The sequence below is a fragment of the Streptomyces sp. NPDC029296 genome (genome assembly GCF_055569255.1).
On sequence record NZ_JBVHXT010000007.1, the window covers coordinates 202946 to 228804 of the forward strand.

General features: G+C 71.9%; 19 protein-coding genes and 1 pseudogene. 12 read left to right on the forward strand and 8 right to left on the reverse strand.

The features are described from left to right. Positions 1 to 148 precede the first annotated feature (148 nt). The 5 genes from ACZ4W9_RS08755 to ACZ4W9_RS08775 all read right to left on the reverse strand — a co-directional run bounded on the left by ACZ4W9_RS08755 (position 149) and on the right by ACZ4W9_RS08775 (position 9125). Complete coding sequence (locus tag ACZ4W9_RS08755; RefSeq protein ID WP_467934171.1) at positions 149 to 3355, reverse strand: M20/M25/M40 family metallo-hydrolase; 3207 nt, start codon at positions 3353 to 3355, stop codon at positions 149 to 151. A 237-nt stretch (positions 3356 to 3592) separates the two neighbouring features. Then, positions 3593 to 5008, reverse strand: coding sequence for a helix-turn-helix domain-containing protein (locus tag ACZ4W9_RS08760; RefSeq protein ID WP_467934173.1), 1416 nt, complete (start codon positions 5006 to 5008; stop codon positions 3593 to 3595). A gap of 922 nt (positions 5009 to 5930) precedes the next feature. Then, complete coding sequence (locus ACZ4W9_RS08765; protein WP_467934174.1) at positions 5931 to 6419, reverse strand: DUF6083 domain-containing protein; 489 nt, start codon at positions 6417 to 6419, stop codon at positions 5931 to 5933. A 314-nt stretch (positions 6420 to 6733) separates the two neighbouring features. After that, positions 6734 to 6889, reverse strand: coding sequence for a hypothetical protein (locus tag ACZ4W9_RS08770; RefSeq protein ID WP_467934175.1), 156 nt, complete (start codon positions 6887 to 6889; stop codon positions 6734 to 6736). A 361-nt stretch (positions 6890 to 7250) separates the two neighbouring features. Continuing rightward, positions 7251 to 9125, reverse strand: a complete 1875-nt coding sequence (locus ACZ4W9_RS08775; protein WP_467934177.1) for an acyl-CoA dehydrogenase family protein — start codon at positions 9123 to 9125, stop codon at positions 7251 to 7253. A 316-nt stretch (positions 9126 to 9441) separates the two neighbouring features. Here ACZ4W9_RS08775 and ACZ4W9_RS08780 point away from each other — a divergent pair, with 316 nt between their 5' ends. From ACZ4W9_RS08780 to ACZ4W9_RS08820, 9 genes are all read left to right on the forward strand, one after another. Next, on the forward strand, positions 9442 to 10134 hold the full coding sequence (locus ACZ4W9_RS08780; protein ID WP_467934178.1) for a ScbR family autoregulator-binding transcription factor: 693 nt from the start codon (positions 9442 to 9444) through the stop codon (positions 10132 to 10134). A gap of 110 nt (positions 10135 to 10244) precedes the next feature. Beyond that, positions 10245 to 10460 (forward strand): hypothetical protein, encoded by a 216-nt coding sequence (locus ACZ4W9_RS08785; protein ID WP_467934179.1) that lies wholly within the window; start codon positions 10245 to 10247, stop codon positions 10458 to 10460. 343 nt (positions 10461 to 10803) lie between these two features. Continuing rightward, positions 10804 to 11406 carry a ScbR family autoregulator-binding transcription factor gene (locus ACZ4W9_RS08790; RefSeq protein WP_467934181.1) on the forward strand — a complete coding sequence of 201 codons (603 nt, stop codon included), beginning with the start codon at positions 10804 to 10806 and terminating at the stop codon, positions 11404 to 11406. Positions 11407 to 11869: 463 nt separating this feature from the next. Next, positions 11870 to 12484 carry a TetR family transcriptional regulator gene (locus ACZ4W9_RS08795; RefSeq protein ID WP_467934182.1) on the forward strand — a complete coding sequence of 205 codons (615 nt, stop codon included), beginning with the start codon at positions 11870 to 11872 and terminating at the stop codon, positions 12482 to 12484. 386 nt (positions 12485 to 12870) lie between these two features. Then, positions 12871 to 13623: a helix-turn-helix domain-containing protein gene (locus ACZ4W9_RS08800; RefSeq protein WP_467934183.1), complete on the forward strand. Its 753-nt coding sequence runs from the start codon at positions 12871 to 12873 to the stop codon at positions 13621 to 13623. A 45-nt stretch (positions 13624 to 13668) separates the two neighbouring features. After that, complete coding sequence (locus tag ACZ4W9_RS08805; RefSeq protein WP_467934185.1) at positions 13669 to 14292, forward strand: hypothetical protein; 624 nt, start codon at positions 13669 to 13671, stop codon at positions 14290 to 14292. 337 nt (positions 14293 to 14629) lie between these two features. Further along, positions 14630 to 15037, forward strand: coding sequence for an ATP-binding protein (locus ACZ4W9_RS08810; protein ID WP_467934186.1), 408 nt, complete (start codon positions 14630 to 14632; stop codon positions 15035 to 15037). Positions 15038 to 15068: 31 nt separating this feature from the next. Continuing rightward, positions 15069 to 15527, forward strand: coding sequence for a hypothetical protein (locus ACZ4W9_RS08815; RefSeq protein WP_467934187.1), 459 nt, complete (start codon positions 15069 to 15071; stop codon positions 15525 to 15527). A 707-nt stretch (positions 15528 to 16234) separates the two neighbouring features. After that, positions 16235 to 16861 (forward strand): GNAT family N-acetyltransferase, encoded by a 627-nt coding sequence (locus tag ACZ4W9_RS08820; protein ID WP_467934189.1) that lies wholly within the window; start codon positions 16235 to 16237, stop codon positions 16859 to 16861. A gap of 602 nt (positions 16862 to 17463) precedes the next feature. Here ACZ4W9_RS08820 and tpg read toward each other — a convergent pair. After that, positions 17464 to 18024 (reverse strand): telomere-protecting terminal protein Tpg, encoded by a 561-nt coding sequence (gene tpg / locus ACZ4W9_RS08825; RefSeq protein WP_467934190.1) that lies wholly within the window; start codon positions 18022 to 18024, stop codon positions 17464 to 17466. 9 nt (positions 18025 to 18033) lie between these two features. Further along, the gene (gene tap, locus ACZ4W9_RS08830) at positions 18034 to 20265 is read right to left on the reverse strand and encodes a telomere-associated protein Tap (RefSeq protein WP_467934191.1); all 2232 of its coding nucleotides are present in this window, start codon (positions 20263 to 20265) and stop codon (positions 18034 to 18036) included. A gap of 226 nt (positions 20266 to 20491) precedes the next feature. Between tap and argG the strand changes: the two genes are divergently transcribed. After that, positions 20492 to 21940 carry an argininosuccinate synthase gene (argG, locus tag ACZ4W9_RS08835; RefSeq protein WP_467934192.1) on the forward strand — a complete coding sequence of 483 codons (1449 nt, stop codon included), beginning with the start codon at positions 20492 to 20494 and terminating at the stop codon, positions 21938 to 21940. 171 nt (positions 21941 to 22111) lie between these two features. On the opposite strand, the gene ACZ4W9_RS08840 is transcribed toward argG, so the two are convergent. After that, a complete protein-coding gene (locus ACZ4W9_RS08840; protein ID WP_467934194.1) occupies positions 22112 to 23593 on the reverse strand; it encodes an FAD-dependent monooxygenase in 1482 nt (493 codons plus the stop codon). A gap of 66 nt (positions 23594 to 23659) precedes the next feature. On the opposite strand from ACZ4W9_RS08840, the gene ACZ4W9_RS08845 reads away from it, so the two are divergent. Both ACZ4W9_RS08845 and ACZ4W9_RS08850 read left to right on the forward strand, forming a co-directional pair. Then, positions 23660 to 24283, forward strand: coding sequence for a TetR/AcrR family transcriptional regulator C-terminal domain-containing protein (locus ACZ4W9_RS08845; RefSeq protein ID WP_467934195.1), 624 nt, complete (start codon positions 23660 to 23662; stop codon positions 24281 to 24283). Between the two features lie 225 nt (positions 24284 to 24508). Continuing rightward, positions 24509 to 24949 (forward strand): annotated as a pseudogene (locus ACZ4W9_RS08850) (SDR family oxidoreductase); the annotation flags it as partial. Between the last annotated feature and the right edge of the window lie 910 nt (positions 24950 to 25859).

The window sequence follows — 25859 nt, forward strand, 5'->3', positions numbered from 1 at the left end:
CCCCCCCCCGCCCCCCCCCCCCCCCCCCCCCCCCCCCCCCCCCCCCCCCCCCCCCCCTCCCCACCCCCCCCCCCCCCCCCCCCCCCCCCCCCCCCCCCCGGGGCCGGTGTGTACGGTCAGGCGTGTGTGTTCCGCCGTGCGGCGGCCGTCAGACGCGCTCCCACAGGGCGGGGACGTTCGGCGGCTCCCAGCCGGGGTAGGCGGTGTGGCCCTGGAGGCACCGGTAGCCGACGCCGTTGTAGGTCACGACGTCACCGGCCGCGTAGGTGGCGCCCACCTGCCAGGTGGTGTCGCCGCCACCGCCGGGCACGGTGAGGGTGTAGGTGGTGGTGTGGCTGGCCGTGCCCGTTCCCGTGATGGTGAGGGTGTACGTGCCGCCGGCCGTGCCCGCGGCGACCTGCACGGTGGCGGTCGAGGACTGGCCGGAGGTCACCGAGGACGGGCTGAAGGACACGCTCACACCCGCCGGGGCGCCGGACGCCGACAGCCGGACGCTCTGGGCGTTCCCGCTGGTGGTGGCGGTGGACACGGTCACCGTGGCGGACGAGCCGGGCGAGACCGTGCCGGCGGCGGGGTTGGCGGAGATCGAGAAGTCGTCGGCCGGTGCGGGCGCGTCACCGACGGCGGTCTTCCAGATCGTGTACGCGATCCCGTCCGCGCTGCGGTTCAGCGCGGTGGCGTTGATGTTGCCGGTGGTGTCGCAGGCGGAGTGGTAGCACGAGTCGTAGGCGCGGCCCGCGGTGCCGCCCCACTTGGCGGCCTCGGCGGCGGACTTCACGGCCGAGGCGCCGGTGGCGTAGCCGGAGGTGGGGATGCCCACCTGCTGGAAGGAGTAGTCGTCGGAGCGGCCCTGGCCCTCGACGTTCTCCTGCGGGGCCAGACCCAGGGAGTCCCAGTAGGCCTTCATCGGCGCCGAGGCGGCCGAGTTGAGGTTGTTGACGAAGTAACCCGCGTTGGTCGAGGCGACCATGTCGAAGTTGTAGTACGCCTTGATCCGGGCGCGTTCGGTCGTGGAGAGCGAACGGGCGTAGAAGTCCGAGCCGTTCAGGCCCTGCTCCTCGTCGGTCCACCAGGCGAAGCGGACCCGGTTCTTCATGGTGGGGTTGGACTGCGCCAGGGTCAGCGCGGTCTCCAGGAGCGCGGCGGAGCCGGAGCCGTTGTCGTTGATGCCGGGCCCGGCGGACACGCCGTCGAGGTGTGCGCCGAACATGTAGACGGCGTTCGCGTCGCCCTTCGGCCACTCGGCGATCAGGTTGTTGCCCGCTCCCGCGGTGCAGCCGGAGGTGCAGCTCTGCTCGGTGACCGTGTAGCCCGCCGTCTGGAGCCGGTCCTTGACGTAGGCGAGCGAGGCCCGGTACCCGGCCGTGGTGGAGCGGCGGTTGCCGCCGTTCTGCGAGGCGATGGTGTTCAGCTGGGTCAGGTGCGCCTGCACCTTGGCCACGTCGACGTCCGGCGGGGTGGACGGGTTGCCGCCGTCACCGCCGCCCACCCTCAGCGTGTACTGGGCGGTGTGGCTCTTCGTGCCAGCGGTGCCCGTGACCGTGATCTGGTAGGTTCCGGCGGCCGTGGCCGACGAGGTGGAGACCGTCATCGTGGAGCTGCTGCCGGAGGTGACCGTCGCCGGGCTGAAGGAGACGTTCACCCCGGCCGGCGCGCCGGAGGCGGTCAGCGAGACCTGCTGGGCGCTGCCGGAGACGGTGCTGGTGCTGACGGTGGCGCGCGCGGAGGAGCCCGCGTCGACGTCGCCGGAGGTGGGGCTGAGCGCCAGCGAGAAGTCGGTCTGCTGGCCGGTGCAGGTCGGGTCGCCGGTCTGCGCGGTCACGCTGATCGCGTCCCAGGCGGCCTTGGTGGAGTTGAACAGGGAGCAACTGGCGTCGAGGTTCTTCGCGGTGGTGAGGGTGGCGGTGCGGTACCGCTTGTACGTCATGCCGCTGGTCTTGAGCAGCATGCCGCCGTAGAAGACCTTGCCCGCGTTCTGGATGCCGACGCCGGTGACGGTGGAGTTGTTGCAGGTGGGGCTGGAGGGCTTGCCGCCGCCGGGGTTGGAGCCCTCGGCCAGCAGGTAGAACCAGTGGTTGAGCGGCCCGGCCGCCGCGTGCTCCTCGGTCTGCGGGATCGACGCGGAGTAGCAGTTGGGGTTGTTGCCGACCTGGCTGGGGTTGTACATGTTGCGGATCGGGCCGCGGCCCTGGAGGTTGATCATCTCGCCGACGGTGTAGTCGGGAGTGTCGTACGGCGCCGGCTCGTTGGCGTACGCCTCGGTCAGGGCCCCCATGATGTCGCCGGTGGCCTCGCCCAGCCCGCTCTCGTGGTTGGCGCCGCCGGGGGTGAAGGAGTCCAGGCCGTGGCCGAACTCGTGGCCCACGACGTCGATCCCGGCGATCCACTCGTTCGCGCTGTTGTGGCCGATGGTGATGGTGGAGCCGTCCCAGTACGCGTTCAGCTCGTTGAGGCCGACGCGCACCGGCCAGCTTCCGCCGTTGCCGTCGTGCCCGTTGCGGCCGAGCCAGTTCTTGAGCATGTCGGATTCCTTCTGCGCGGCGAACATCGCGTCCACGCAGCCGGTTTCCTTGCTCGTGGGGTTGCCGGTACCCCAGGTGTCGCTCGTCTTGGTGAACAGGCCGCCGCTGTAGTCCGAACACTGGAGTCCGGGCCGGGTGGTGTCGCGCAGCACGTAGTTGGTGCCCGACCGGGAGGTGTCGATGGTCAGCGGGTTCGGGCCGTTCCACTTGCTGGTGCCGCTGCCCGCCCGGACGTCGTCGTAGGTGTCGACGACCTTTCCGGTGCGCGCGTCGACGAAGACGTGCAGCCGGCTGGGGACGTCCGCCTTGGTGCGCCCGGTCAGCACGGTCTCCCAGGCGAGGGTGGCGCGGTCGCCCCGGGCCCGCACCACCAGCCGCCGGGACTCGACCTTCTCGGTCTTCGCGAGCCTGGTCCGGCTGGTGCGGACGGCTTGGGCGGCGGTGACCCGGGCCTTGGTGGAGAGCGCGATCCTGGCCTTGGTGGCGGACTGGACCGTGCGGACCTTGCCGGCGCCGTCGGCGAGGACGACCACGTCGCCGCCGACCACGGGCAGGCCCCGGTAGGTGCGCTCGTAGGCGACGGAGTACAGGCCCTTGACCCAGGGGGTGACCTGCCGCCGGTCGTACTGCTCCTCGGGGCCCTTGGCCAGGGCGTCGAGGCCGCTGCGTGCCGCCTGGTCGGCGGCCGCGACGGCTTTGGCGACGGGGGCCGGTTCCGGCTTGTGCGCCGGGGGCGCGGCGTGGGGCGCGGCCGAGGCGAAGGCGGCCGGCATCACCACCCCTCCCAGCGTCAGGGCCAGGGATGTCCCGGCCACCGCCAGCTTTCTCAGCATGGTTGCTCCTTGTGAGAGGTCGTGAGGCTCACCCGGCCCCCTGAGAGACATGCGCATGTCAAGAGGTTCGCCGGTTTCCGCGGTACGTCGGTGTCTCCGCCCGCCCCGCGCCGAAGTGGCGTGCCACGCCGCCGGGCTGGCCGAACCCTCACACCGCCCGGCGCCCGGGTCAATGGATCGAGGCCCGCCGTCCCGTCCTGTCAAAAACCGGCACAGGGTCCGGGCGGCAGGACGCGCTCAGATCCCCGCGGCCGGCAGTCGCTCGCGGTACTCCCTGACCTCGGGCACGTCACCCCAGCGGGCGAAGAGCCTGCCGTGCAGTCCGCGCAACTCGGCGTTGATCATCAACTCGCGCGAGGACGCCGCCTCGCCGAGCACCGGGGCCGCCAGGGCGACCGCCGCGCCCGGGTCGCCCGCGCACGCCCAGCTGTCGGCCAGGCGCAGGGTGAGCAGCAACCCGGTCTCCCGCATCGGCGGCGGCAGTTGGGCACGCGACCGCGCGGTGGCGTCGACGGCACGCCGCGCCGTCACCCGGTCGCCGGTCGCGGCGGCGAGGTCGCGCAGCGCCCCGCCGATCGCCGACTCCACCCTCATCTCGCCCTCGGCGCCGGACAGCCAGGGCGCCTCCAGGCGGTCCCGGTGGCCGAGGCGGGAGAATTCACGCCGCGCCAGGGCGATGTGCCGCCGGCACTCGGCGACGTCGTGGCCGAGCGCGTGCCCGCGTGCCCGGTACAGGTGGGAGAGGGTGACCACCCATCGCCGCCCGGGGTCCACCGCGCCGATCGCCTCGGCGTACGCGAGGGTCGACCCGGCGTCCAGGTCGAGCCGGACCAGGGCGCACACGTCACTGAGCAGCGTCGCCCGGGCCGGGACGTCGTCCACCGCGTCGGCCCAGCCCAGGCCGCGGCCGAACCAGGCCATGCCGATGCTGCTCTGCCCGCGCCGCATCCGCAGCCGCCCGGCGACCTGGGCGTACTGGGCGGCCAGCCGGAGCTGCCCGTACGGCAGCCGGCCGGTGGAGTTCACCGCCTCGGCCCACCGCACCAGTGCCCGTAACAGCCGCTCCACCGTGGTCACGCCGTCCGACGCGCCCCGGTGCAGCGCGCCGCGGATCAGACAGGCCAGGACCGCGGTGAGCGCGTGCAGCAGCTCCGGTTCACTGCCCGTGAGGCCGTCGAGGCTGTCGAATCCGCCCTGCCGCGCGGTCAGCGCGTCCAGCAGGCGCGGTGTCCCCGCCCGGTCGGGCACCGCACAGCCCACCGTGCCGTGCAGCGGGCACGCCAGCCCCTCGGCGGGCAGCTCCGACGGCCACAGCACGGGGTCCAGCGCGTCCCGGCCGACGGGGGCCTCCCCGCCGCCCGGCACCGGGGCGAACAGCCGGGGGTCCGCCGGCGGGCGGTCGGGGCGGTAGGGCGCCCCGCACGGAGCGGCCACGACCGCCGCCAGCTCGCCGCCGGTTCCCAGGACGGAGTCGAGCCGGCCCGCGAGCCCGGCCGGCGGTTCGCGCAGCCCCGCTTCGAGCCTGCTGATGAGACTGTGGTGGTACCCCACCTTCAGCCCGAGCTGCGACTGGGTCAGTCCCGCCTGTCTGCGCCGGGCCCGCAGCCGCCGCCCGAACTCCGCCCAGGACTCCACCGGCTGTGCCGTCTCCACGGACCTGCCCCCCTGCTGACGATGCCCCGCCGCCGACAGCGGGACGCCGGGTGCTCCATGTCCGCGCGCGTCCGGGCCGCGCGGAACCGGCCCGCGCGCCGCACGCCCCCGGGCGCGGGTGGGCGCCCGCCCCCCCCGGGAGCGTGCGCCGACGTGGCCGGGATCAGGCCGCGCAGGCCCCCAGGCCCCCGGGGACGTCCCACCGGCCGGTGACGCCGCCGGGGTTCACCTGTCGGCCGACGCCGGCGGCAGGCCGACGGTGAACAGGGAGGCGACCGGCGCGCCGACGGCGACGGCCACTCGTCTTCTCCTGCGCGTGCCCTGCCACTCCCTTCGGTGCGCATCGGGACCGCCGCCACGGGTCGGGGGCGCGGGCGCCGATGCTGGTCCGGACCTGACCTGCTAGGTCTAGACCATAGCTGTGTACCGGCCCCGGTCAAGAGCCGGACGGGGGTGAACTGCCAGGGCGCCGGCCGCCCGCCGCCCGGAAACCACGGGAGGCGGGGACGGAGGTCCGCGCGGTGTGCGCCGGCCTACGGACCGACGAGGGACGGGCCCCGCTCATGGATGCGCTCGACGGCCCGACGGTCGACGTGGCCCCCCTGCGCGCAGCCGGATGTCGCACTTCGGCACAGCGGGCCGGGTGATCGCGCGCGAGGTCCGGCCGTCGCGGCGGGGGCGTCCCCCGCCGCGGTGAGGAGCGTGCGTTGGACGGGCCCTGCCGGCCATGGTGGACGGGTTCGCCACGGCCGGACCGCGGCACTGGCGGGCCAAGCGGGCCCGTGCCCGGCAGGAGGAACGGTTCACCGCCCTGGTCTCGCGTCCCCGCCCGACCCCGCAGCGGAATGATCACCCGGAAATCCCGTCGTACGGACACGGCCCTACGTTTCGGACGGAGCCCGTGCGCTACCGGGCCCTTCGATCAGCCGGCGTCCGGCAGCTCTCCGGGGAAGCCGTCCTCGTACGCCTTCTGCCGGGCCGGCAGCGTGTTGTACTCCCGGACCGTGGCCAGCCACCGCCACGGTTGTATCCCGTCGAGGGTCAGGCCCGGGCAGGCCAGTTGGTGCGGGACGTAGCAGGTCGCTCCGGGCAGGGGCTCGTCCAGGCCGCCGTTCCAGGCGGTGCCGTTGGTGTCGAGGTGCCAGCGGTGCCCGCCGGGAACGAGGTGCGCGGGCAGGGAAAGGCGGGGCTCCAGCAGGACGTGCTGCCCGGTGTAGGTAGGGCGCCGGTCGCCGGTGAGGCCGCAGTGGGGGCAGACGGGCGGCTCGGGACCGCAGGCGCCGTCCCGGACGGCCTGGGCACGGTCCGCTGCCTCCCATGGTTGCGGCGTGCCGGCGGGCGGCTGCCGGGATCCGTCGGGCCCGGGTGCGGCCAACGGAATGACGCTGTCGTCGGCGTCGGTGTCCCCCATGCTGTCGAGCGTGCGGTCCGCCGCAGGGGCGGGGTAGGGCGCGAAACGGTCGCAGTGGTGCAATCAGGCAGGGATACGAGGGCCCTGGCTGCGACTGACGAGGCGCGCGGAGCACCACATGACCGCTACAGGCACGGCCGAAGACCTCGGAAGGACCGCGCCGAAGCCGAAGCCGAAGCCGACGCCGCGCAGGCCGCAGCCGTCCGGGCCGGACCGTGCCGCCGGCCGTTCCCGCGGCGGGCCGGGGCCGCACGGGCCGCCGCCTCCCGCCGAGAGGTCCCTTCCAGCGCGGCGGCACCCGGGGGCGTGGTACGTCACGGTCGGGGGGAGCGGATGCCGGCGAGCTTGTCGGGGTTGGTGACCGAGAAGACGCCGGCGATGCGCTCGCCGTCCGGAGCGAGGTCCACCACCACGACGGCGAGCGGGCTGCCGCCGGAGAACACCAGGGCACCGGGGTCGCCGGCCGCCAACCGCCGGTACCGGACGTCGACGCCTCCGGGAGGCAGGGCACGGGCGATGGCTGCGCGCGGACCTGCTCCTCGTGCACGGCGACCCGACGCGGGACGTGTCGGCCCTGGGAAACGTGACCGCTGTCTGGCGGCGCGGTGCCATCAGGCCCGCCGAGTCCCCCGCCAACTCCTGAGGAAAGGAACGAACGCTGCATGACGTGCGACCGCCTCGTGCCGCTCGTGCCGCTCGAGCCGGCGAGGCACGGCCGGCCCGCGTTCCGCCGCCGCCCGCCCTCGCCGTGAAGGCCACGACGGCCCATGCCGAAGGCCGCTCCGGTCCGGCAGGGTTCATGCCGCCGCCGTAGGCACGGCGCCCTCCGTTTCAGGCATCCGGGCCGCCGGTGTGGTCGGCGAACGGGACGCGGTCGCTGTTGGCGATGGGGATCCCGTCCAGGAACCCGGCGGGCAGATCGAAGGCGTCGACCAGCGTCCTCATGTGAGGGGCGAGCGAGGCCACCACCGCCTCCAGCACCTCCGGAAGCCGGCGGACCTGCGCGCCGGACATGTGGCCGGCGGCCAGCAGGTCGCCGGTGTACGGGCCGACCTCCCGCAGCAGGAACAGCAGGCATACTCGTTCCAGCAGCTTCCGGGCCGAGGGTGCGGCCGTTTCCGCCGCGGCGAGGAAGGCGTCGGCGGCCCGCACACGGGCGTGGACCGAGACCAGTTCCAGGGCCGCGGTGGAAGCGGCGTTCCAACGGCCGACGGGGTCCTTGGCGGGCCCCTGCCGCAGTCCGGCGCGGGCGCGTTTCTGCCAGATGGTCTCCGCGCGGGCCAACAGGTCCCTCACCCAGAGCGGATCGGTCAGCGAGCCCTCCGCGGGCGACCCGGGGTTCGCCGGGGTGCTGTCGTACCCGAAGACCATCTCGGCGGCGGCCTTCAGCCAGATGACGAGGTTGTCGCCCTCGGCCGTGATGGTGCCCTCGACGTAGGGGGAGAAGTCGGACAGCGCGTTGACCGAGAACAGCCCCTGGGCGCCGCAGCGTTCCCGGCATTCGGCGGTGATGTCGCGGGCCTGCCAGGTGATCCAGCCCTTGGCGACGGCGATCAGCCGCTCCACTTCGTCCCGGTCCTCGTCGGTCCGGTGCACGAAGCGGGAGACCATCGAACGGTGCAGGAACGTCATGGCGTACGCCGTGGCGATCGACTGCAGGAGCCTGCCGTGGTGACTGCGGTGGGCGTTGACGGGGATGCGTTCCCCGGCGCGTGGTCCGCTCACCAGGCGGTGCTCGCCGTAGCGGACGGCGATGGCCAGCGCGGCCCGGGAGGCGCCGACGGCGGCGCCGCTCATGCACAGCTTTCCCATGGTCACCCGGCCGATGGCCCGCAGGAACCGCTTGCGGCGGTTGCCCAGGGTGCTGTGCAGGGTTCCGTCGGCGGATATCCTGCCGTGCTCCGCCTCCAGCAGTGCCTCTCTGGGCAGCCGCACGTCGTCGAAGGAGGTCAGGCAGTGGTCCACCGGTGCGCCCCTGCGCATCGGCAGTCGGCGCACCCGTATCCCCGGCAGAGACCCGTGCTCGTCGCTCAACGGGGTCAGGAACAGGAACACCCCCTGGTCCTGACCTTCTATCAGCAGTCGCGCGCCGACCACGGCGGTCTTCGGGCCGCCCGTGGCACTGGTGTTGGGCATGAACTTCCGCGCGCCCGGGTGCGGGGTGCGAAGGACGAACCCGCCGGTGTCCGGGTCGTAGGCGGCGGTGGTCTCCAGTGCCGAGGCGTCGTTGCCGTGCTCGAGCTCGGTGCACAGGAAGGTGCCCGTGCGCCGCAGCGAGGTGAAGTCGGACAGGTCCCGGCCGGCCGCCCCGTCGTGGTCGAGGAGGCTGCCGAGGAAGAGGTTGTAATGGATGCTCGCCACGGTGCACAGGCTGCCGCCGCCGTCGACGATCGCCGTCCATTCGTGCAGGCTCGCCAACAGGGCCGGGTCCTGGGCCAGGAGGGAGGCGTCGCCGTCGACGGCGGCGTTCACCAAGTGCAGCCGCTCGTAGGAGAGGGCGACGAGTTCCTCCTCCGTGAGTTCGGGGCGGTGACGGAACTCCTTGCCGGCGATGAGCCGTTGCCAGGTACCGTGCACCCGTGCCCGGTCGTCGCGGTCGAAGAGCGCGTGTGCCAGCTCGTCCGGGACCACGCCGTGCGGCGTGTGGTCACCGGCGTCGGCCGCGGAGGACGGCAGGGATGTCTCCAGAACTCGTAGCCGGGTCATGGCCCTCTCCAGGTCGCGGTCCGAACGATTTGTGGGGATGTGTCACGTCGACGAAGATACTGACCTTCCGGTTTTCTTCACAAGACCATCTTGCTTGCCCGGCAAGGCTCGTAAGGTTTTTCACAGACTTAAACAGCTTTTATCCGTACCAACGGGAACAGTTATTTTGCTTGACAGTGTCAACTGTGTGTGCATGTCCAGGGGAGCTCGCCCCCTGGGCTGTTGAACCACCCCGCTATCGCCTGATAGTTGACATACCGAAAGGTTGGTTTTATGTTCTGTCGCGGCAAGTCGGCAGGGCGGCGGAGGTGTTTCGGTGGCACAGGCACGGGCGATCAGGACGAGGCAGTCCATCGTGCTCGCCGCGGCCGAGGTCTTCGCCGAGGTCGGCTACGAGGCGGCGACGGTCTCCCAGATACTGTTACGGGCCAAGGTCACCAAGGGGGCACTGTACTTCCACTTCGCTTCCAAGGAGGAACTGGCGCAGGCGGTGCTGGCCAACCGGATCACCGGGATGCCTCCGGTCCCCCCGCGTGCGCTGATGCTCCAGCGGTGCCTGGACGAGGCGTTCCTCCTCGCCTATCTGCTCCAGCAGGGTGACCCCCTGGTCCGGGCCGGCGTACGCCTCACCGTGGAGCCGGGCTCCCCCGCGGACGGGCTCGACCGCAGCGCCCCGATGATGGCGTGGGTCGACCACAACGCCGGCACACTGGCGGCGGCCGAGCGCAACGGGGAACTGATGCCCCACGTCGACATCAACACGGCCGCCCGGATGTTCGTCGGCGCGTTCACCGGCGTGCAGATGCTGTCCAAAGTGCTGGCCAACCACGGCGACCTGGTCGATCGGGTGGCCCAGATGCAGCGGCACCTGATGGCGAGCATGGCGGTCCCGACGGTGCTCGTCCAACTGGACATGGCTCCGGACCGAGGACAACGCGTCCACCAGGAGATGACCGAACTGAACCGGACCGCGGACGCCGGCGAGGGGGCGGTGCAAGCCGTCGGCTGACCGTCGGCTCACCGGGCTGCCTCGTGCATGGCCGGCGACGGTGGCCACGAACCGCCCCGTGGGCACGTCGCGAGCACAGCTGATGCAGAACCGACCCATGGAGCGCACCCATGAACAGGACCGCCTGCCCTCACGCCCCGGACCCGACGGGCCGGCACCTCGCCGACGAGGCCGCTCATGGGGAGGCCGGCACCGCACCCGCGTCCCTCTTCGCGAGGTTCCCGGACATGCGCCTGGCCTGCGCTCCGGAGGGACTGGAGCCCATGCCCACCTTCCTGGTGAACGGCCACCAGGCCCTGCCGGTGGTGCTGCGGCCGCTCGGCTGACCGCATACCGTGCCGGTCGAACGCCGAGCCTGTGCCGTCACGGATCGGGGACTCCGGCCCGTTCCGTACCGCCGCTCGGGACACACGGGGAATGAGCGGACACCGCACACTGCGGGGAGGGTTCACCACGGCAGCCGGATGCCGTGCGCGGGCGGCGCTGCCCGACGCTCACCGCGCGGCGCACCATCCGTCCGCGGGGACGGTGTGGCGGTGGGGCCGGCGGTGAGCTGCGAGAGTGCCCTGGTCCCGGCACGGTGGCCCATGGCCGGAAGACGAGCGGTTCGCACCATGCCGGGGAATCCGCCGGCCGGACGTGCACATGCGGACTCCACAGGAGGGGGAGATGGTCAAGCATCCGCGGGCGGCACAGACGCGTGAGGCGGTCGTCAGGGCGGCTGCCGAGGCATTCGCCGACCACGGGTACGCCGGGGCCTCGCTGCCGGTCATCAGCAGACGGGCCGGTGTCAGCGCGGGCGCCCTGTACTTCCACTTCACCAGCAAGGACGAGTTGGCCAAGGAGGTCGAGGAAGCCGCCGTCGCACGGGTCGCCGCACTGGCCGACCACTGCCGCGCCACGGGCCGGAGCCCCCTGCGCCTGCTGGCGACCACCATGTGCCGTCTGGTGCCGGCCGCCGCCTCCGACCCCGTCGTCCGCGCCGGGTTCCAGCTCGGCCGTGACCCCTCGCGCGAGAGCGCGGCGCGGCTGGGGGAGTGGTGGCACACCCGAGTCCGCGAATTGATCGCCCAGGCCCACCGGGAAGGCGAACTGGCCCAGGACGTCCGCCCCGAGGTCGCCACCGCCACCGTAGTGGCCGCCACCGCAGGATTCCTTGAGCTGTCCGCCCGTCACCCGGAGTGGGCGGAGCCCCAACTGCTGGAGGCGTTCTGGTCGATCGTCCTGCCCTGCATGGCGAGGACGCCCCCGGGAGACGGGATCATCTCGTAGATCCGACGCGCCGCCTCCGTGAACGCGCGGTCCGGAAGCTGCCGTTGAAACGAGCAGCACCAAGCAGGCGTACGCGTGGACCAGTCGGTCGGCGGCTGCGGAACGCTCGGCCTGGTCCCCTGAGCCGGGCAGGACCGGAGCATCGCACCAGCGCCCCGATACGCATGCGACCACGGGCCCCGATCGCTGCCGTGCCTCCCAAAACCGACCGGAAGACTGGTTGGGTGGTCACGGCCCTTCCGCGCAGAATGAGGGAAATCAACGGCCGCGATGATGGGCGCAGTAATGGTGCGGGTACGTTCGCCGCGCCCATGACCCCTGTGCACATTTCTCCAGCGAGGCATGTACAGGAGGTGGTTACTCCATGATCCTGGTCGCTGAGCCCCGCCCAGAGAGGACGGACGTGACAGTGCGGCAGCCTGCCCAAGCCCGTGGCATAGCGACGCGTGCGGAGATCCTTGACGTGGCGGCGATCCTGTTCGCGCAGAAGGGCTACTCACAGACTTCGCTCCAGGACATCCTGGACAGGACCGGCCTGAAGAAGGGCGGCCTCTACTACCACTTCCGGACAAAGCAGGAGATCGCTGTCGCGGTCGTCACCGAGGGCTTCGCCATGGACGTCACCCCGCCGCGGGCGGGGTCGTTGCAGGCGGTCGTCGACGCGTCGATCGTCCTGGCCTGGCTCACTCCCCAGGTCCCGGTGGTGCAGGCCGCGGCTCGGCTCGCCACCGATCAGGACCACGAGGAGACGTTCGGCTATCTCTGGTCTCGGTACATACCCCGTGTCACCCGGATGCTGGAGGAGGCCAGGCGTCGTGAGGAACTCAAGCCCGGGGTGAAGCCGGACGAGGCCTCCTGGGTGTGGGTCGCCGCGTACACCGGAGTCAATCTGATGTGCCGGCTGGACTACCGGACACTGCCTCGTAAGGTCGCCGATCTGAATATGCACTTGGCCTCGGGTATCGCCACCGAAAGAACCCTGGCCGCGCTGGACACGAGAGTCGAACGGGGCCGTGAGCTGCTGCGATGCACACGGTGGGCGGCCGAGTACCTGGACAGGACGGCCTCGCGGGACTGAAGCGCTCGGCGGTGTGAGCGGCCGGAACCGTACAGTTATCGCATTGTTATTAATGGACTGGTTGCCGATGGCGGCCATAGCTGCCGGGACGGAAACCGACCAACTCCCCGTTTTCACAGTCGGCAAGAGGTCCTGAAAATTACCGCGCGTAACATCCTCAAAGGTTTTGCTACCTTGGGTTAATTCTTGCTCTGGTCTCTCTGTATCAGCGGCCCTGAAGGTATGGATACCCGCCGCGAAGTCCGTCCGATTCCTGCCGGTCGATGAACTTTCAGCGGGGTAACCGGGTAGAAACGACTGTCGAAACCGACCGAGCGCATGGTTGGATGCCGAACGTTGTTCGCACGGGCGTGCGCGAACGCGATAGCGCGTGATCAGGGAGTGCTGTGGGGCGTGAGACATCCCGCGAGTACCAGCGGCTGCTGAGGCTCTACCGCGGGAGGCGGACCAGACCGGATGTGGGGTTGGCCCCCCGTCCCGGCGCGGACCGGTCGACGTACCTGCGGCAGCCGGACCTCGACGAGGCTCTGAAGTGCGGTGCCGGCGTCTACCAGAAGGTGGAGAGCGGCCGACTGCGTCCGTCCCCCGAGTTGTTCTCCCGCATCGCGGACGCCCTCGGGTTCACTCCGCACGACAGGCGTGTCGCCCATCTCGACCTGTTCGGCTCCGAGCCGCCCCCAACGGTCGGCAGACCCTTGCCGCACTGGCGGCGCACCGTCGACGGCCAGCGCGAGATGATGTGCGTCCTGGCGCCGAGCGGGGAACCGGTGGCGCACAACGCGGTCTACGCCTCGATGTTCGGCAACGAGGGCGTTCCCCGGAGCTTCTGGCGCTGGGCGCTGCTCTGCGACCGGGCACGGGACACCGTACTCGGCGACTGGGAGAAGGACTGGGCCCCCTACCTCTTGGAGGAGTGCCGTCTGCTGTCCTTACGCCATCGCGACGATGCCGCCGTCCGCCGTCTGTACGCGGACCTGACCGACGACCCCCGCCTGCAAGACATTCCGAGGGCCGACGCCGACCTGAACGGTCGTACCGGCCTGCTGCGGCACGGGGAGCGGGGCCTCCTGCGCGTACACGTCGTGGCAGCCGAATCGGGGGGCTTCCGGCTGCTGACCTTCCTTTCCCAGGCGCCATAGCGATCAAGCGGCCGCGATGGCCCAGTCGACACCGATGGAGGCGTTGTGCACATCTTGATACCAGACGACCCGGTTCTCGCCGCGGGCTTTCTCCTGCTGGAGCAACCCCTCCTGTCCTCCCTCCGGCTGCGGTACCGAACGGTGCTGACGGACTCTCAGGCGCGCATCATCGAAGTCGCCCACAAGAGCTGGGGGGAGTTACAGCAGATGCTGCCCAGGAGTTTCCACGCACACCCGCTGGAGACCGGGGCGAGCGAGCCGGAGGGCTATGTGCTGGAGACCGTCGGCGGACAGCGGCTGACGACCCTGTACGCCGTGGACCCCGGCCAACGGGTCGGACACCTCGAAGTCTGCTACATGATGCTGCGCCAAGCACAGATCGACGGCTGGCCCGGCCCGCTCGACGTACTCGACGACGTTCTGCGGGAGATCGGTGACGGCATCGACCTGGTCGACCGCTACGGCCGAGTCCTGCAAGTCCTGCGCCTGACGTCTCCGCCCCGGCTGCTGGCAGCCATGCGCCAGGCGACCCCACCGGGACCGGCGACGCCTGTCACGCTCAGCGCGGAGGAGGAACGGGAATACCGCGGTCACTGCGAGAAGATCATCGGGATTCTCAGCGGTGACGACGGTTTCGCCTACACCGCGCACCGGGCGCTGTACATGTGAAAGCGATCAGGCGGTCGAGCCGCGGGACGCGATGACCCTCACCCACTCCATCGACCGAAGATGACGCGGCGCAGCAGGCTCACCGTCGAGTGTGACGCCTTCGCGGGCGAGAGCGAGGACGAGGGTGAGGAAGGCGCAGCGGGCGTCGCCGTCGTCGAAGGGATGGGAGAAGCAGACGTCGAGATGGGCACGCGCGGCCCGGGCGGTGAGGGGAAGCGGCCGCTTCGCGTCCGGTGCGCTCCCGGCCAGGCGGGCGCGGGTGTCAGAGCCGATGCCACAGCGCTCCCGGCCGTGTTCGGCGTAGGCCGGCGGTGCGCGAAACGGGGGCGGCCGAGGCGTGCCCAGGAGGTGTTGCCGGCGGGACGAGGCTACCCGCCGCGAGACCGTCGCCTTCCAACCGCGTCTGCGAAGAGCGAAGTTGGCTCAGCAAGTGACCTCGGAGGAGTTGGACTCCACGGTCTCATCGAAACCGTCCGTCGCCCAGGTCCGGGACCTGGACGCCCTGCGCCGGCTCCATGCCGGCGAGTCGGCCGTCCTTTTCGCACCGGTCGGCGTCGGCAAGACCCACATCGCCCAGGCCCCGGCCACCTCGCCCTCCGCCCCCACGTCATCCTCGACGGCTTCGCGATGCGGCAGCTGTCCGCGGCCCAGGAGCACGGCCGCAAGGCGCACCAGGGTCCGCCGTCCAGGCTTCCCGTGCCGACGTCTCAGGGGCAGGAGTTGGTTTGTCGGAGGCATCGGCTAGCTTGCGGGCCATGGGAAACTCAGGCGGATTATTGACGACCCGGTCCACTTCCACGGGGGAGCTGCACCAGCTCATGCGGGCAGCCGGGTTCACACACGTCGACGACACGAAGGTCTTGGCGGAGGGCTGGCAGGTAACGGACTTCGCCGGCACCGGGCGGCGCAGCCTTGCGCACCTCGTCCAGCGCACGGGGACACCAGCCATCATGGTGTCCTTCCACGACAGCGATGCGGGCTTCATCGAGGCCCGAACGCCGGACGGCAACAGCTGGGAGGGCCTGCTCAACCGCGAGATGGCGAAGAGCTACGAGATACCTCTGGAGCACTTCCCCATCGAACCCGCCGTGGCCGGCGCACTCGCCTGGTCGGCCGCCGCGGGACTGACGCCCGACGAGCAAGCCGTCCGTCGGGCACTCACCGGGTCGGCTCTGTTCGCGGAAGAACTTTCCTCAGCCCTCCTGGCCGCCCTGGGACTGCCCGGCGCGACCTAGCCACAAGTGCCAGGGCCTGGCGAATCAGGTGAACTCATCCCTGGGGAAGAGGACGCGGGGGCGGCTCCGGGGCGGGACGCTGCTGGTGACCGGCATCCCCGGATTCCACGAGCTCGAAGGGAAGCCCCCGGCACCGACGCCGAGGCGGGGGCTGCCCGCCCGCTGACGGGCGCCTTGACGGTCCGTCCACGGTGACGAGTACGGCCGTGTTCCGGGACTTCTCGGCAGGGGAGGCCGCGGATGACCTGGCGGCGGTGGCGGCCCGCCCGGGTGCTCCGGGACATGCTCAGCGAGCGGCGCGGGACCCTCGCACTGGACGACGGCACGGTGCGGCGGTGGATTCACAGAGAGGTGAGGGTAAGCTCCAGCCTCTCACGCGGCCGCAGAGTAGGCCGGTACGAGCGCTCGGTTGGCCGGTGCGGCCCCGGTACAGGGATGCCGTCACCCTCTTGGGAACATGAGACATGGCAACTACCAGCGCCTGGCACATCAGTACCGATCTCCACGCCTTCCTTCACCGCGCCGAAGCGTTCCTCCGCTCGCGGCCTGTGCCGCACACCGTTCTGCTGACGGCCACTCACGCGATGCGTGGACAAGAGCTGCCGACGTCCGGGCCGGATGCGCCGCTCTTCGGCACCCTGGACCGCGCAGGGCAGATCGGGGCGGTGTTCATCAATACGCCTCAGCAAGGGTTGATCGTCACGCCGATGTCGCCTTCCGAAGTCTCGGCCCTGGCCGCTCGCTTCGAGCATGACGAGGTGGACCCGCGCGGCATGTCGGGCGAACGGGCAAGTGTGGAGGCGTTCACGAGCGTCTGGGAACAGCGCACCGGAGCCGTCGTCACCCGGCGTCGCCGCGAGCGCCTCTACAGCCTGGACACGCCGACTCCGCCCGACCCGGCGCCGCCCGGCAGGGCTCGGCTCGCCGAATGGTCCGACCGGGAACTCCTCGCCCGCTGGGCCCGGGAGTACGCCGCGACCATCGGTGAGGCCGGTGACCGCGACTTCGGGGCCTGGGCGGACACCCGCCTCGCCTACGGTGGCGTCGCCCTTTGGGAGAACCCCGAAGGCGAGCCCGTCGCCATGGCCGGCTCCTCTCGCCGTGTCGCACACCAGATCCGCATCGCCCCGGTGTACACCCCGGCACACCTCCGAGGACGCGGCTACGCGAGCGCGGTCACCAGCGCGGTGACACGGTCCGCCCTCGCCGGCGGTGCGGACAACGTCCTCCTCTTCACCGACCTCGACAACCCGACCAGCAACGCCCTGTACCGGCGCCTCGGTTACCGGCCCGTCGCCGACTTCGAGAGTGTCACCCTGAGGGCTGTTCCCTGACAAAGTGCGGCTCCGGCAGCCCGGTTGACTGTGGCGCCCGGCGGGACGCAGCAGTCGACCCCCGGCGGCCAGCGGGGGGCGGACCGCCGGGCGGTGCGGCCGGGATCGGTGAAGAGAGCACCGAGCTGCCCGCGGGATGCCTGGCGGAGGAGGTAGCCGAGCACATCGACGCCCAGGCACCTCGGTCACGGCGGCCGACGCGGAGGACGAGTGGCGTGAGACCGGGGCGGAGTCCGCGTCCAGAACGTCGCGCGGCAATTGCCGGGCGCGCTCGCGTATGGGGCCGGCCCAGTCGGCGCGGCGAGTGCGAGCCGGGATCGTCGAGCTGAGCCAGGTCTGCCGGCAGCGCGGAGGGCTGTCCCTGCTCCAGCAGGAACTGCGGGCGGTGCCAGGCCACTTCACGCACTCCTGCGTCCAGCGCGGGCCAGTCGCCTTCATCGGCGACCAGCGCTTCGTGTTCGGCTTCCGGCGGGCAGGACGCCGTACGATCGGACAGTACGGTCATGGGAGGGGCACGGAGCGGTGACCCTCGCCGATCACGGGTCATATGGCGTGTGCCGTGAGCCTCCCCCGCACCCCGGCGGGACGGCCCGGCGCGGCAGCTACAACTCGAATTCCAGGTGCTCGATGTCTGTGAAACGGACCTCTTCCAGCTGGCCGGCGCGGCGGCCGTTGTCCTGGAAGTACACATCCTTCAGCGCCTCGGCCGTGAGCTCCTCGAGCCGCCGGTCGCCGGCGCCGGCCTCCCGCGCTTCGAAGAGACGGGCGGCGTGCTGCGGCGGCAGCGCCACGGTGAGGTGGCGCAGCCGTGCGTCGTCCGTGGTTCCGATGGGTGCCGTGTAACCGATCCGGGCGCGGGCGTCGATGACGATGCCGCCCGTGGTCATCGCTTCCCTGCGCGCCTTGGCCCTGATCACCGGCTGCCACCGCTTGCGCACCTCGTGCTCCAGGCGGCGCGCGAGCCGGGGGCGGGGGTTCTTGATCTGGTCCTTGACATACCGTTCCACGGTGCGCTGGCTGATGCCGAGCAACTCGGCCACCGGCCCCGTCCTGTTGCCGTGCTTCTTGACGAGGTAACGCATCTGCGCGGGCGCGCTCTTGGGCGCGGGGCGTGTGAACGCCTTCTGCAGCGCCTTGTCCAGGCCGTCCCCGATCAGGCTCATCGCCCTCTCCTATTCCCCGTTGTCGGTGTCGGTGACGGTGCCGTCCTTGATGTAGCGGGCGAGGTTGAGTTCCGGTGCGCCGAACCGCTCGCGGACCTCCTCGCCCCACAGGACGGTCTGGGTGCCCTCGTGCTTGACCAGCCCCGGGTTGACGCCGAGTCTGAAGCCGCCGGGCAGCGCGGTGCCGTCCCGGTACGGCAGGAAGTCCAGCGGCGAGGGCCCGCCTGCCGCGTACACGACGCAGTCGGACAGGATCGCGACCGGGTACCGGCCGGTGAACACCGCGTGCTTGACGATCTTGCGGTGCAGGTTGACGCGGGTGCGGGAGATGACGGCCGCGCGGATGTCCGGCCGCCAGGTGGGCCGCTCCAGGGCCCGCCACGGCCGGCCCGGCCGCCAGCCCTCGCCCCGCGGGCGCTCCCGCAGCTTGCCGATACCGCCCTTGACCGTCGCCTTGATCGCCGCGGCGACGCTCGCCAGCTCGGGATCCCGGTCCTTGTAGCCGTCCATCGCCGCCAGGAAGTCGGCCGGCTCCATGTCCGCGTGCACGCCGAGGTCGGCCATCGTGGCGAGGTAGGCGTCACGGAGGCGTTTGTACCAGCCGTCCAGGTAGCGGCCGTTGTCGTGGCGGACGTAGGCCTCGATCGGCCGCACCTCGTAGCCCAGCTCCACCGCGTACGCCACGGTCGGTGTCGCGTACCAGGCCGGGCCCTCGGGGCGCTCGCCCTTCGGGGTGAACGGGCTGGGCAGCAGCCCGCCGTCCAGCTCCACCCACTCCTTGCCGGCCTTCACCCGCGACAGGTCCACGTGGGACAGGTCGACCAGCCACGAGCCCGGCAGCTTCGGGTCGAACACCGGCGCCTTGACGTGGGTCGGCGCGCCGAGGCCGACGACCAGGCCGTTGGCGCCGGCGGCGAAGGCCATGTTCACGTCGATGCCGACCAGGTAGCGCACGGTGCACTCGGCATCGGTCATCGGCCGTGCCCAGTCGTACGCCTCCTCGAACAGTTTCTCGCCGGGGCCGCGGACGTGGAAGCGGGGGAGGTCCGCCAGGAGGGGGTGGCCGTCGGGGGCCTCGCACGGGGCGCAGTCCACCGGGTCCCTGCCCAGCGAGCCGGGGTTGTGCGCGGAGTGCCGCTTGCCCGTCGCGTCGGGTTCGGAGGCGCGGGTCGGCGGGTGCAGCGCGGTCATCAGCTCCAGACCGGTCACGGCCGTGGAGCCGCGCGGCGTCATCACCCGGGACGCGTACACGCCCAGGACCCGGGCGAGTTCCGCCGGTGGGAGCCGCGCGGCCTCGCCCCAGTGGCGGGAGTCGAGTGCGTGCCAGGACGGGATGCACAGCTGCACGCACTGGCGGTCCGAGCCCTGCGCGGGGCGGTAGATCCGCGCCCACGGCCCGAAGCCGCGCTTGGTCAGCTTCCACCCCGCGCGCGCCAGTTGCTTGACGGCCTTGTGACCCTCAGGGATCCGCCCGGCCAGCCGCTCCTCGTCGGTGAGGGCGAGGGGGAGGCCGTAGCGCTTGAGCGCGGTTTCCGTGAGGACGAGCAGCGGGTCGGCGTCCCTGCCCGCGCCGACCAGCCTCGGCTGCCCCAGTCTGCCCTCGGCGAGCGTCCACTCCACCAGCGCCGGGATGCTCTTGGCGGGCACCTCCAGGACCAGGCCACCGGTGCAGTACGCCAGCACCTGCCCGTCGGCGTCGACGTCCACGACCGCGAGCGGCCCGTTCTCGAAACGCTCGTCCCGGCCACCCGCCGGGGCGTCGGCCGGGGCGGCCTGCCGCGCGCCCGGACGGCGCGAGGGCGCCGCACTCCCGGCGGTGCGTGCCGGGCCGGACGCGACCACCTGGGACGGAACAGCGGAACGACGAGACGGAGTGCCCTCGACGGCGGTCGCCGTGGCATCAGGGCTCCGTGGGCCCTCAGCCGGCGCTTCCGCCTGCGGCGCCGAGCGCACCGGGCCGGCGGACGTCTCCGCGATCTCCGTGTCCTTGCCCTCGTCCGGGGCGGGGTAGAGCTTCGCGAGCCCGTCGAGGAGACGCGCGTACGCGTCGCGCTCCGGCGGCCGGGGCTCGGTCTTGCCCGCCTCCCAGGCACTCACCGTGGCCCGGCGGACCTTCAGCGCGGCGGCCACCTCTTCGACCGTCAGCCCGTGGGCCCTGCGCAGCCGCTTGCGCTCGGCCGGCGGCGGCAGCGGAGCGCGGGACGCCAGCAGTGCGTCGACCGCGTCGAACAACTCGGACATGAAGACCTCCTGAACCGGCACTTTACCCCGTCGATCTCGCATTCGGCGTGCGGAACGCGTACGGAACGCGCACAATGCGCGTTCCTTCCGGGTGGCGTCGCCGATAGGCGGGTCCGGGCCCGGTCGATGTCCGAGGTGGCCCCGGCTCGGCCCTGGTCATGGGAAAGATCTCGAAGCCCCCGACCCCCTCTGTGCATGGCTATGCGAAATAAGGCATACTCTTTCTATGTCCAAGGTTCTCACCTCCCTTCCGGTCGGCGAGCGTGTCGGCATCGCTTTCTCCGGCGGCCTCGACACGTCGGTCGCCGTCGCGTGGATGCGCGACAAGGGCGCCGTCCCGTGCACCTACACCGCAGACATCGGCCAGTACGACGAGCCCGACATCGCCTCGGTGCCCGGTCGTGCGACGAACTACGGTGCCGAGATCGCGCGCCTGGTCGACTGCCGGGCGGCCCTGGTGGAGGAGGGGCTGGCCGCGCTCGCCTGCGGCGCCTTCCACATCCGCTCGGGCGGCCGCGCCTACTTCAACACCACCCCCCTCGGCCGTGCCGTGACCGGCACCCTGCTGGTCCGGGCGATGCTGGAGGACGACGTACAGATCTGGGGCGACGGCTCCACGTTCAAGGGCAACGACATCGAGCGGTTCTACCGCTACGGTCTGCTCGCCAACCCGCACCTGCGCATCTACAAGCCCTGGCTGGACTCCGACTTCGTGACCGAGCTGGGCGGCCGCAAGGAGATGTCCGAGTGGCTGCTCGCACACGGGCTGCCGTACCGCGACAGCACGGAGAAGGCCTACTCGACCGACGCCAACATCTGGGGCGCCACCCACGAGGCCAAAACCCTGGAACACCTGGACACCGGCATCGAGACGGTCGAGCCCATCATGGGCGTACGGTTCTGGGACCCGTCGGTGGAGATCGCCGCCGAAGACGTGACGGTCGGATTCGACCAGGGGCGCCCGGTGACGATCAACGGCAAGGAGTTCGCCTCCCCCGTCGAACTGGTCATGGAGGCCAACGCCATCGGCGGCCGGCACGGGCTTGGCATGTCGGACCAGATCGAGAACCGGATCATCGAGGCCAAGAGCCGCGGCATCTACGAGGCCCCCGGCATGGCGCTGCTGCACGCGGCGTACGAGCGCCTGGTCAACGCGATCCACAACGAGGACACCCTCGCCCAGTACCACAGCGAGGGCCGCAAGCTCGGCCGCCTCATGTACGAGGGCCGCTGGCTGGATCCGCAGGCACTGATGATCCGGGAGTCGCTGCAGCGCTGGGTCGGCGCCGCGGTCACCGGTGAGGTCACTCTCCGACTGCGGCGGGGCGAGGACTACTCGATCCTCGACACCACGGGCCCGGCGTTCAGCTACCACCCGGACAAGCTCTCCATGGAGCGGACCGAGGACTCCGCGTTCGGCCCGTCCGACCGGATCGGCCAGCTCACCATGCGCAACCTGGACATCGCCGACTCCCGTGCCCGGCTGGAGCAGTACGCGGGCCTCGGCATGGTCGGCACCGAGCATCCCGCACTGATCGGCGCGGCCCAGGCCGCTTCCACCGGCCTGATCGGCGCGATGCCCCAGGGCGGCGCCGAGGCGATCGCCTCCCGGGGCGAGGTCTCCGAGGAGGACGAGGCCCTGGACCGCGCCGCCATGGAATCCGGCACGGACTGACCCCCCACCCCGCACAGCGCCCCGCCGGTTGTCGGCGGGGCGCTTTCTCACGCGCTTTCCGCGTTCACGCCCGGCTGTGAAGCCGCTCGTGGCCGGGTTCCGTCAGTCGTGTTCTCCCCTGTACGTGCCGTCGCCTCCCCGGGTGCCGGCATCGCGGCTCAGCGGCGCGAGTCACCGGGTGGCTCGCTGCCGATGCGTGGTGGCGAGGACCGCGGTGAGGCTGTCGGTCAGGGTGGTGTCGTCGTGCCCGGCGCCGGCCCAGGCGATGTGGCCGTCGGGGCGGACGAGGACGGCGCGGACATCGGTGAACTCGGCCGGGGGCTGGTACGGGGTGGCGTTGTGGACGTGCAGTCCGGGGCGGGCGTACCCGGCGAGGCGGTCGCTGCCGGTGAGGTCCAGCAGGAGGTGGCGGTCGACGCGCAGCAGTGCGAACAGGCCGGTGTCGCCGAGGTCGAGGTCGGGCGCGCGGGTGCCGGTCAGCGGGTGGGCACCGGGGGTGGCGGGCGGATAGGTGACGGCGAGACAGCCGACCTGGGCGGCCAGGCGATCGTTGAGGTCGGGCAGGGTGGTGATCAGCCGGGCGAGCAGGCCGCGCAGGTCCCGGCCCTCGGGGGTGAAGGCGGTCATCAGGGCGACCTGGGCGCGACTGGTGGCGGTGAGGTCGGCGCCGACGGGGTGGCGTTCGGCGTGGTAGGTGTCCAGCAGGCCGTCGGGGGCCCGGCCGTCGAGGGTCGCGGCCAGCTTCCAGGCGAGGTTGGCGGCGTCCTGGATGCCGACGTTCATGCCGGCACCGCCGGCGGGGAAGTGCCGGTGGGCGGCGTCGCCGGCGAGGAAGACGCGGCCCTTGCGGTACTGGTCGGCCAGGCGGGTGGCGTTGCCGTAGCGGGAAAGCCAGACAGGGTCGCGCATACCGAAGTCGGTGCCGGTCATGGTGATGACGTTCTCGCGCAATTCCTCCAGGGTGAGGTCGCCGGGCCGGGTGGTGGTCAGGTCGCGGGGGGTGACGCCGACCAGGCGGTGGATGCCGCCGGGCAGGGGGACGGCCATGAGCGTGCCGGCGGGACCGAAGCAGCTGTAGCCGGGGGCGGGCGGTCGGTCCAGGACCACGTCGCCGAGCCAGCCGAGCACGGTGGAGGGGGTGCCGGGGTAGCCGATGCCGGCCGCGGCGCGCACGGTGCTGCGGACGCCGTCGCAGCCGACCAGGTAGGCCGCCCGGAGGGTGGAGGGCCCGTGCGGTCCGGCGACCCGGACGGCGATGTGGTCGGGGTGCTCGGTGAAGCCGGTGACCTCGTGCCCGCGCAGGATGTCCGCGCCCAGGTCGAGCGCCTGCCCCTCCAGCAGTGCCTCGGTGCGCTCCTGGGGCAGGGCGAGGGTGTAGGGGAAGGGACTGGGCAGGCGGCGGAAGTCGAGCCGGGAGCCGAGGGCGCCGAAGTGACCGCCGGCCAGCGCCATGCCCTCGCCGACGAAGGGCTGGTGCACCCCGCGGGAGGCGAAGATCTCCAGGGTGCGGGGGTGCACGGTCAGGGCGCGGGAGCGGGCGTCGCGTTCGGTGCGGGGCTCGATCACGGCGACGGCGACGCCGGCACGGCGCAGTTCGCCGGCGAGCCACAGGCCCACGGGTCCGGCACCTGCGACGACAACCTGGTGGTTCATGATCTCCCTCTTTCCCGACACGCTCTTGGTCGATGACCAAGGGTCACGACGCAGTAAACTTGGTCGGTGACCAAGAATCAAGCCGGGGGAGACGCCTCGGGCCAGCTCACCCGTACCGCCGTGATCGACGCCGCCCTCCACGTGTTGGACGAGCGCGGACTGGACGGCCTGTCCACCCGGGCGGTCGCCGACCGCCTCGGCGTGCGGATGAACACCGTCCTGTGGCACGTGAAGACCAAGGCCCGGATGCTGGAACTGATGGCCGACGCCGTCCTCGCCGGCATCCGTTACGACGACCTGCCCGATGCCCCCCTGGCACGCGCCCGCGAACTCGCCGCCCGCTACCGGCGCACCCTGCTCGCCCACCGCGACGGCGCCGCCCTGGTCACCGGCACCTACCCGGCCGAACCGCACACGCTGCGCTTCGCCGAACACCTCGTCGACGCGCTCCTGCGAGCCGGTGCCGACGAGCAGCGGGCGGCCTGGACGGCATGGACGGTCGTCTCCTTCGTCCTCGGCCTGACGCAGGAGGAGCAGGCCGCCCCGGAGGAGGGCGACGACAGGCTCGCCCGTGCCGTCGACCCCGAAGCGCACCCGGCGCTGCGGCGGGTCCTGCCCCACCTCCGGCAGGACTTCGAGGAACGCTTCACCTTCGGCCTGGAGGCGACCCTGTCCCGCATCCCCGCCTGACAGCGTGCTCTCCCGGGGGTGTGGCCTTGACGGTGCACCGCCGGGCGGGTGGCCACGAGGTGCACGGCGCGCAGGATCACGCGCGGTGGCCGACGGGGTGGCGGGGTGCGGGAGGCCAGGCGCCGACAGTCGGCAGCCTGCGCCGGCGGATTCGGCGTGGAGGTGGCCGCCGAGCGCGGTCACGCGCTCGCACAGGCCGATGAGGTCGCAGCCGGAATCGACACGGACTTCGACCGCGTCGACACGGTCAACCTGCGCGGCATCTGGACGTGCCAGAAGCACGAACTGCGGCAGATGCGCGTCCAGGGCTCCGGTGCGATCGTCAACTGCTCCTCCCTCGGCGGCCTGGTCGGTCTGCCCGGACGCGCCGCGTACCACGCCTCCAAGCGCGGTGTGATCGGCCTGACTCGAAGCGCCGCGGTCGAATACGCCCCGCGGGGCATCCGCGTCAACGCCGTGTGTCCCGGCGTCATCGAAACCCCCATGGGCGCCGACAGGCTCGAAGGCCAGGCGGAGGCCATGGCTGAGATCATGAAGCAGCAGCCCATCGGCCGCCTCGGCACCGCCGACGAGATCGCCGGCGCCGTCCTGTGGCTGTGCAGCCCGGCCGCCGCCTTCGTCATCGGCGTCGCCCTGCCGGTGGACGGCGGCTTCACCACCCACTGAGAACCCCGCCGGCAACTGTGCGCTCCGCAATCGGATGCTCCCGAGACTTCCGATACGCCGGCCGAGGAGGATGTACCCGTCGATGCGGCCGTCGAGGTGTCGTGCGGTAAACCGGCCCGGCCGCGCCGGGGGCACGCAACCGAGGCGGGGTAACTGTCGCCGCGCTGCCGGGCGTTGACGGCCGTCGCGCCGACGCGGGAGGCGATGGCGGGGTGCCCGGCGGGCGGCGGCGGTGCCGGGCCGGGACCGTGCGTCCGCCTCCCGCACAGCGGATCAATGGTGCTTCTCGGGACCGCGTGCACAGCCCCGGAAGGGCCGACCGAGCCGTACAAGTCCTCGGTGCCCGCCTCGTCGCGCCGGGCCGCCTCCGTGCGCGGGGCGGGGTGACCGGCGGCCTGCCGGACGCCCGGGTCCACGACGAGCCACGCAAGCGGTGTAACCGGCACGGCACTTCGGGGCGGCCGGTCCTCCCGGGCACGGTCGTGGGCACCGGCTCGGGCGCATGGGCCGCTACGGCGTACGGCGGATCTGTCACGCGGCGCTGGCCGTACCCCCGGGCCGGCACCAGCGACTACGACGTGCCGCCCGCCGACATCACCGTGCCGCCTCCCGCGCGCTCGCGCCGTTCGTCGAGGAGCACGACCGGCACGACCCGCCGCCGCGCCCGGTCCGCTTCCCGCTGTCCGGGTCCGGACGTGGCGGAGTGCCGCCCCGGGCGAGCGAGGATGCGGTGTGGGGCGCCGTCGGGGCGGAACCGGCGCGCGGAGCACGCTGGGACGTGTCCTCCGTGGCGCACACCCCGGAGGCCGCCCGGGGGGGGGTGCCTCTATGTCTTTCGTCAAGCGAGGCGTGGGGTTCGGGGTTCGTAGAAGGTGCCGTCGCGGAGCATCGCGAACAGCACGTTGATCCG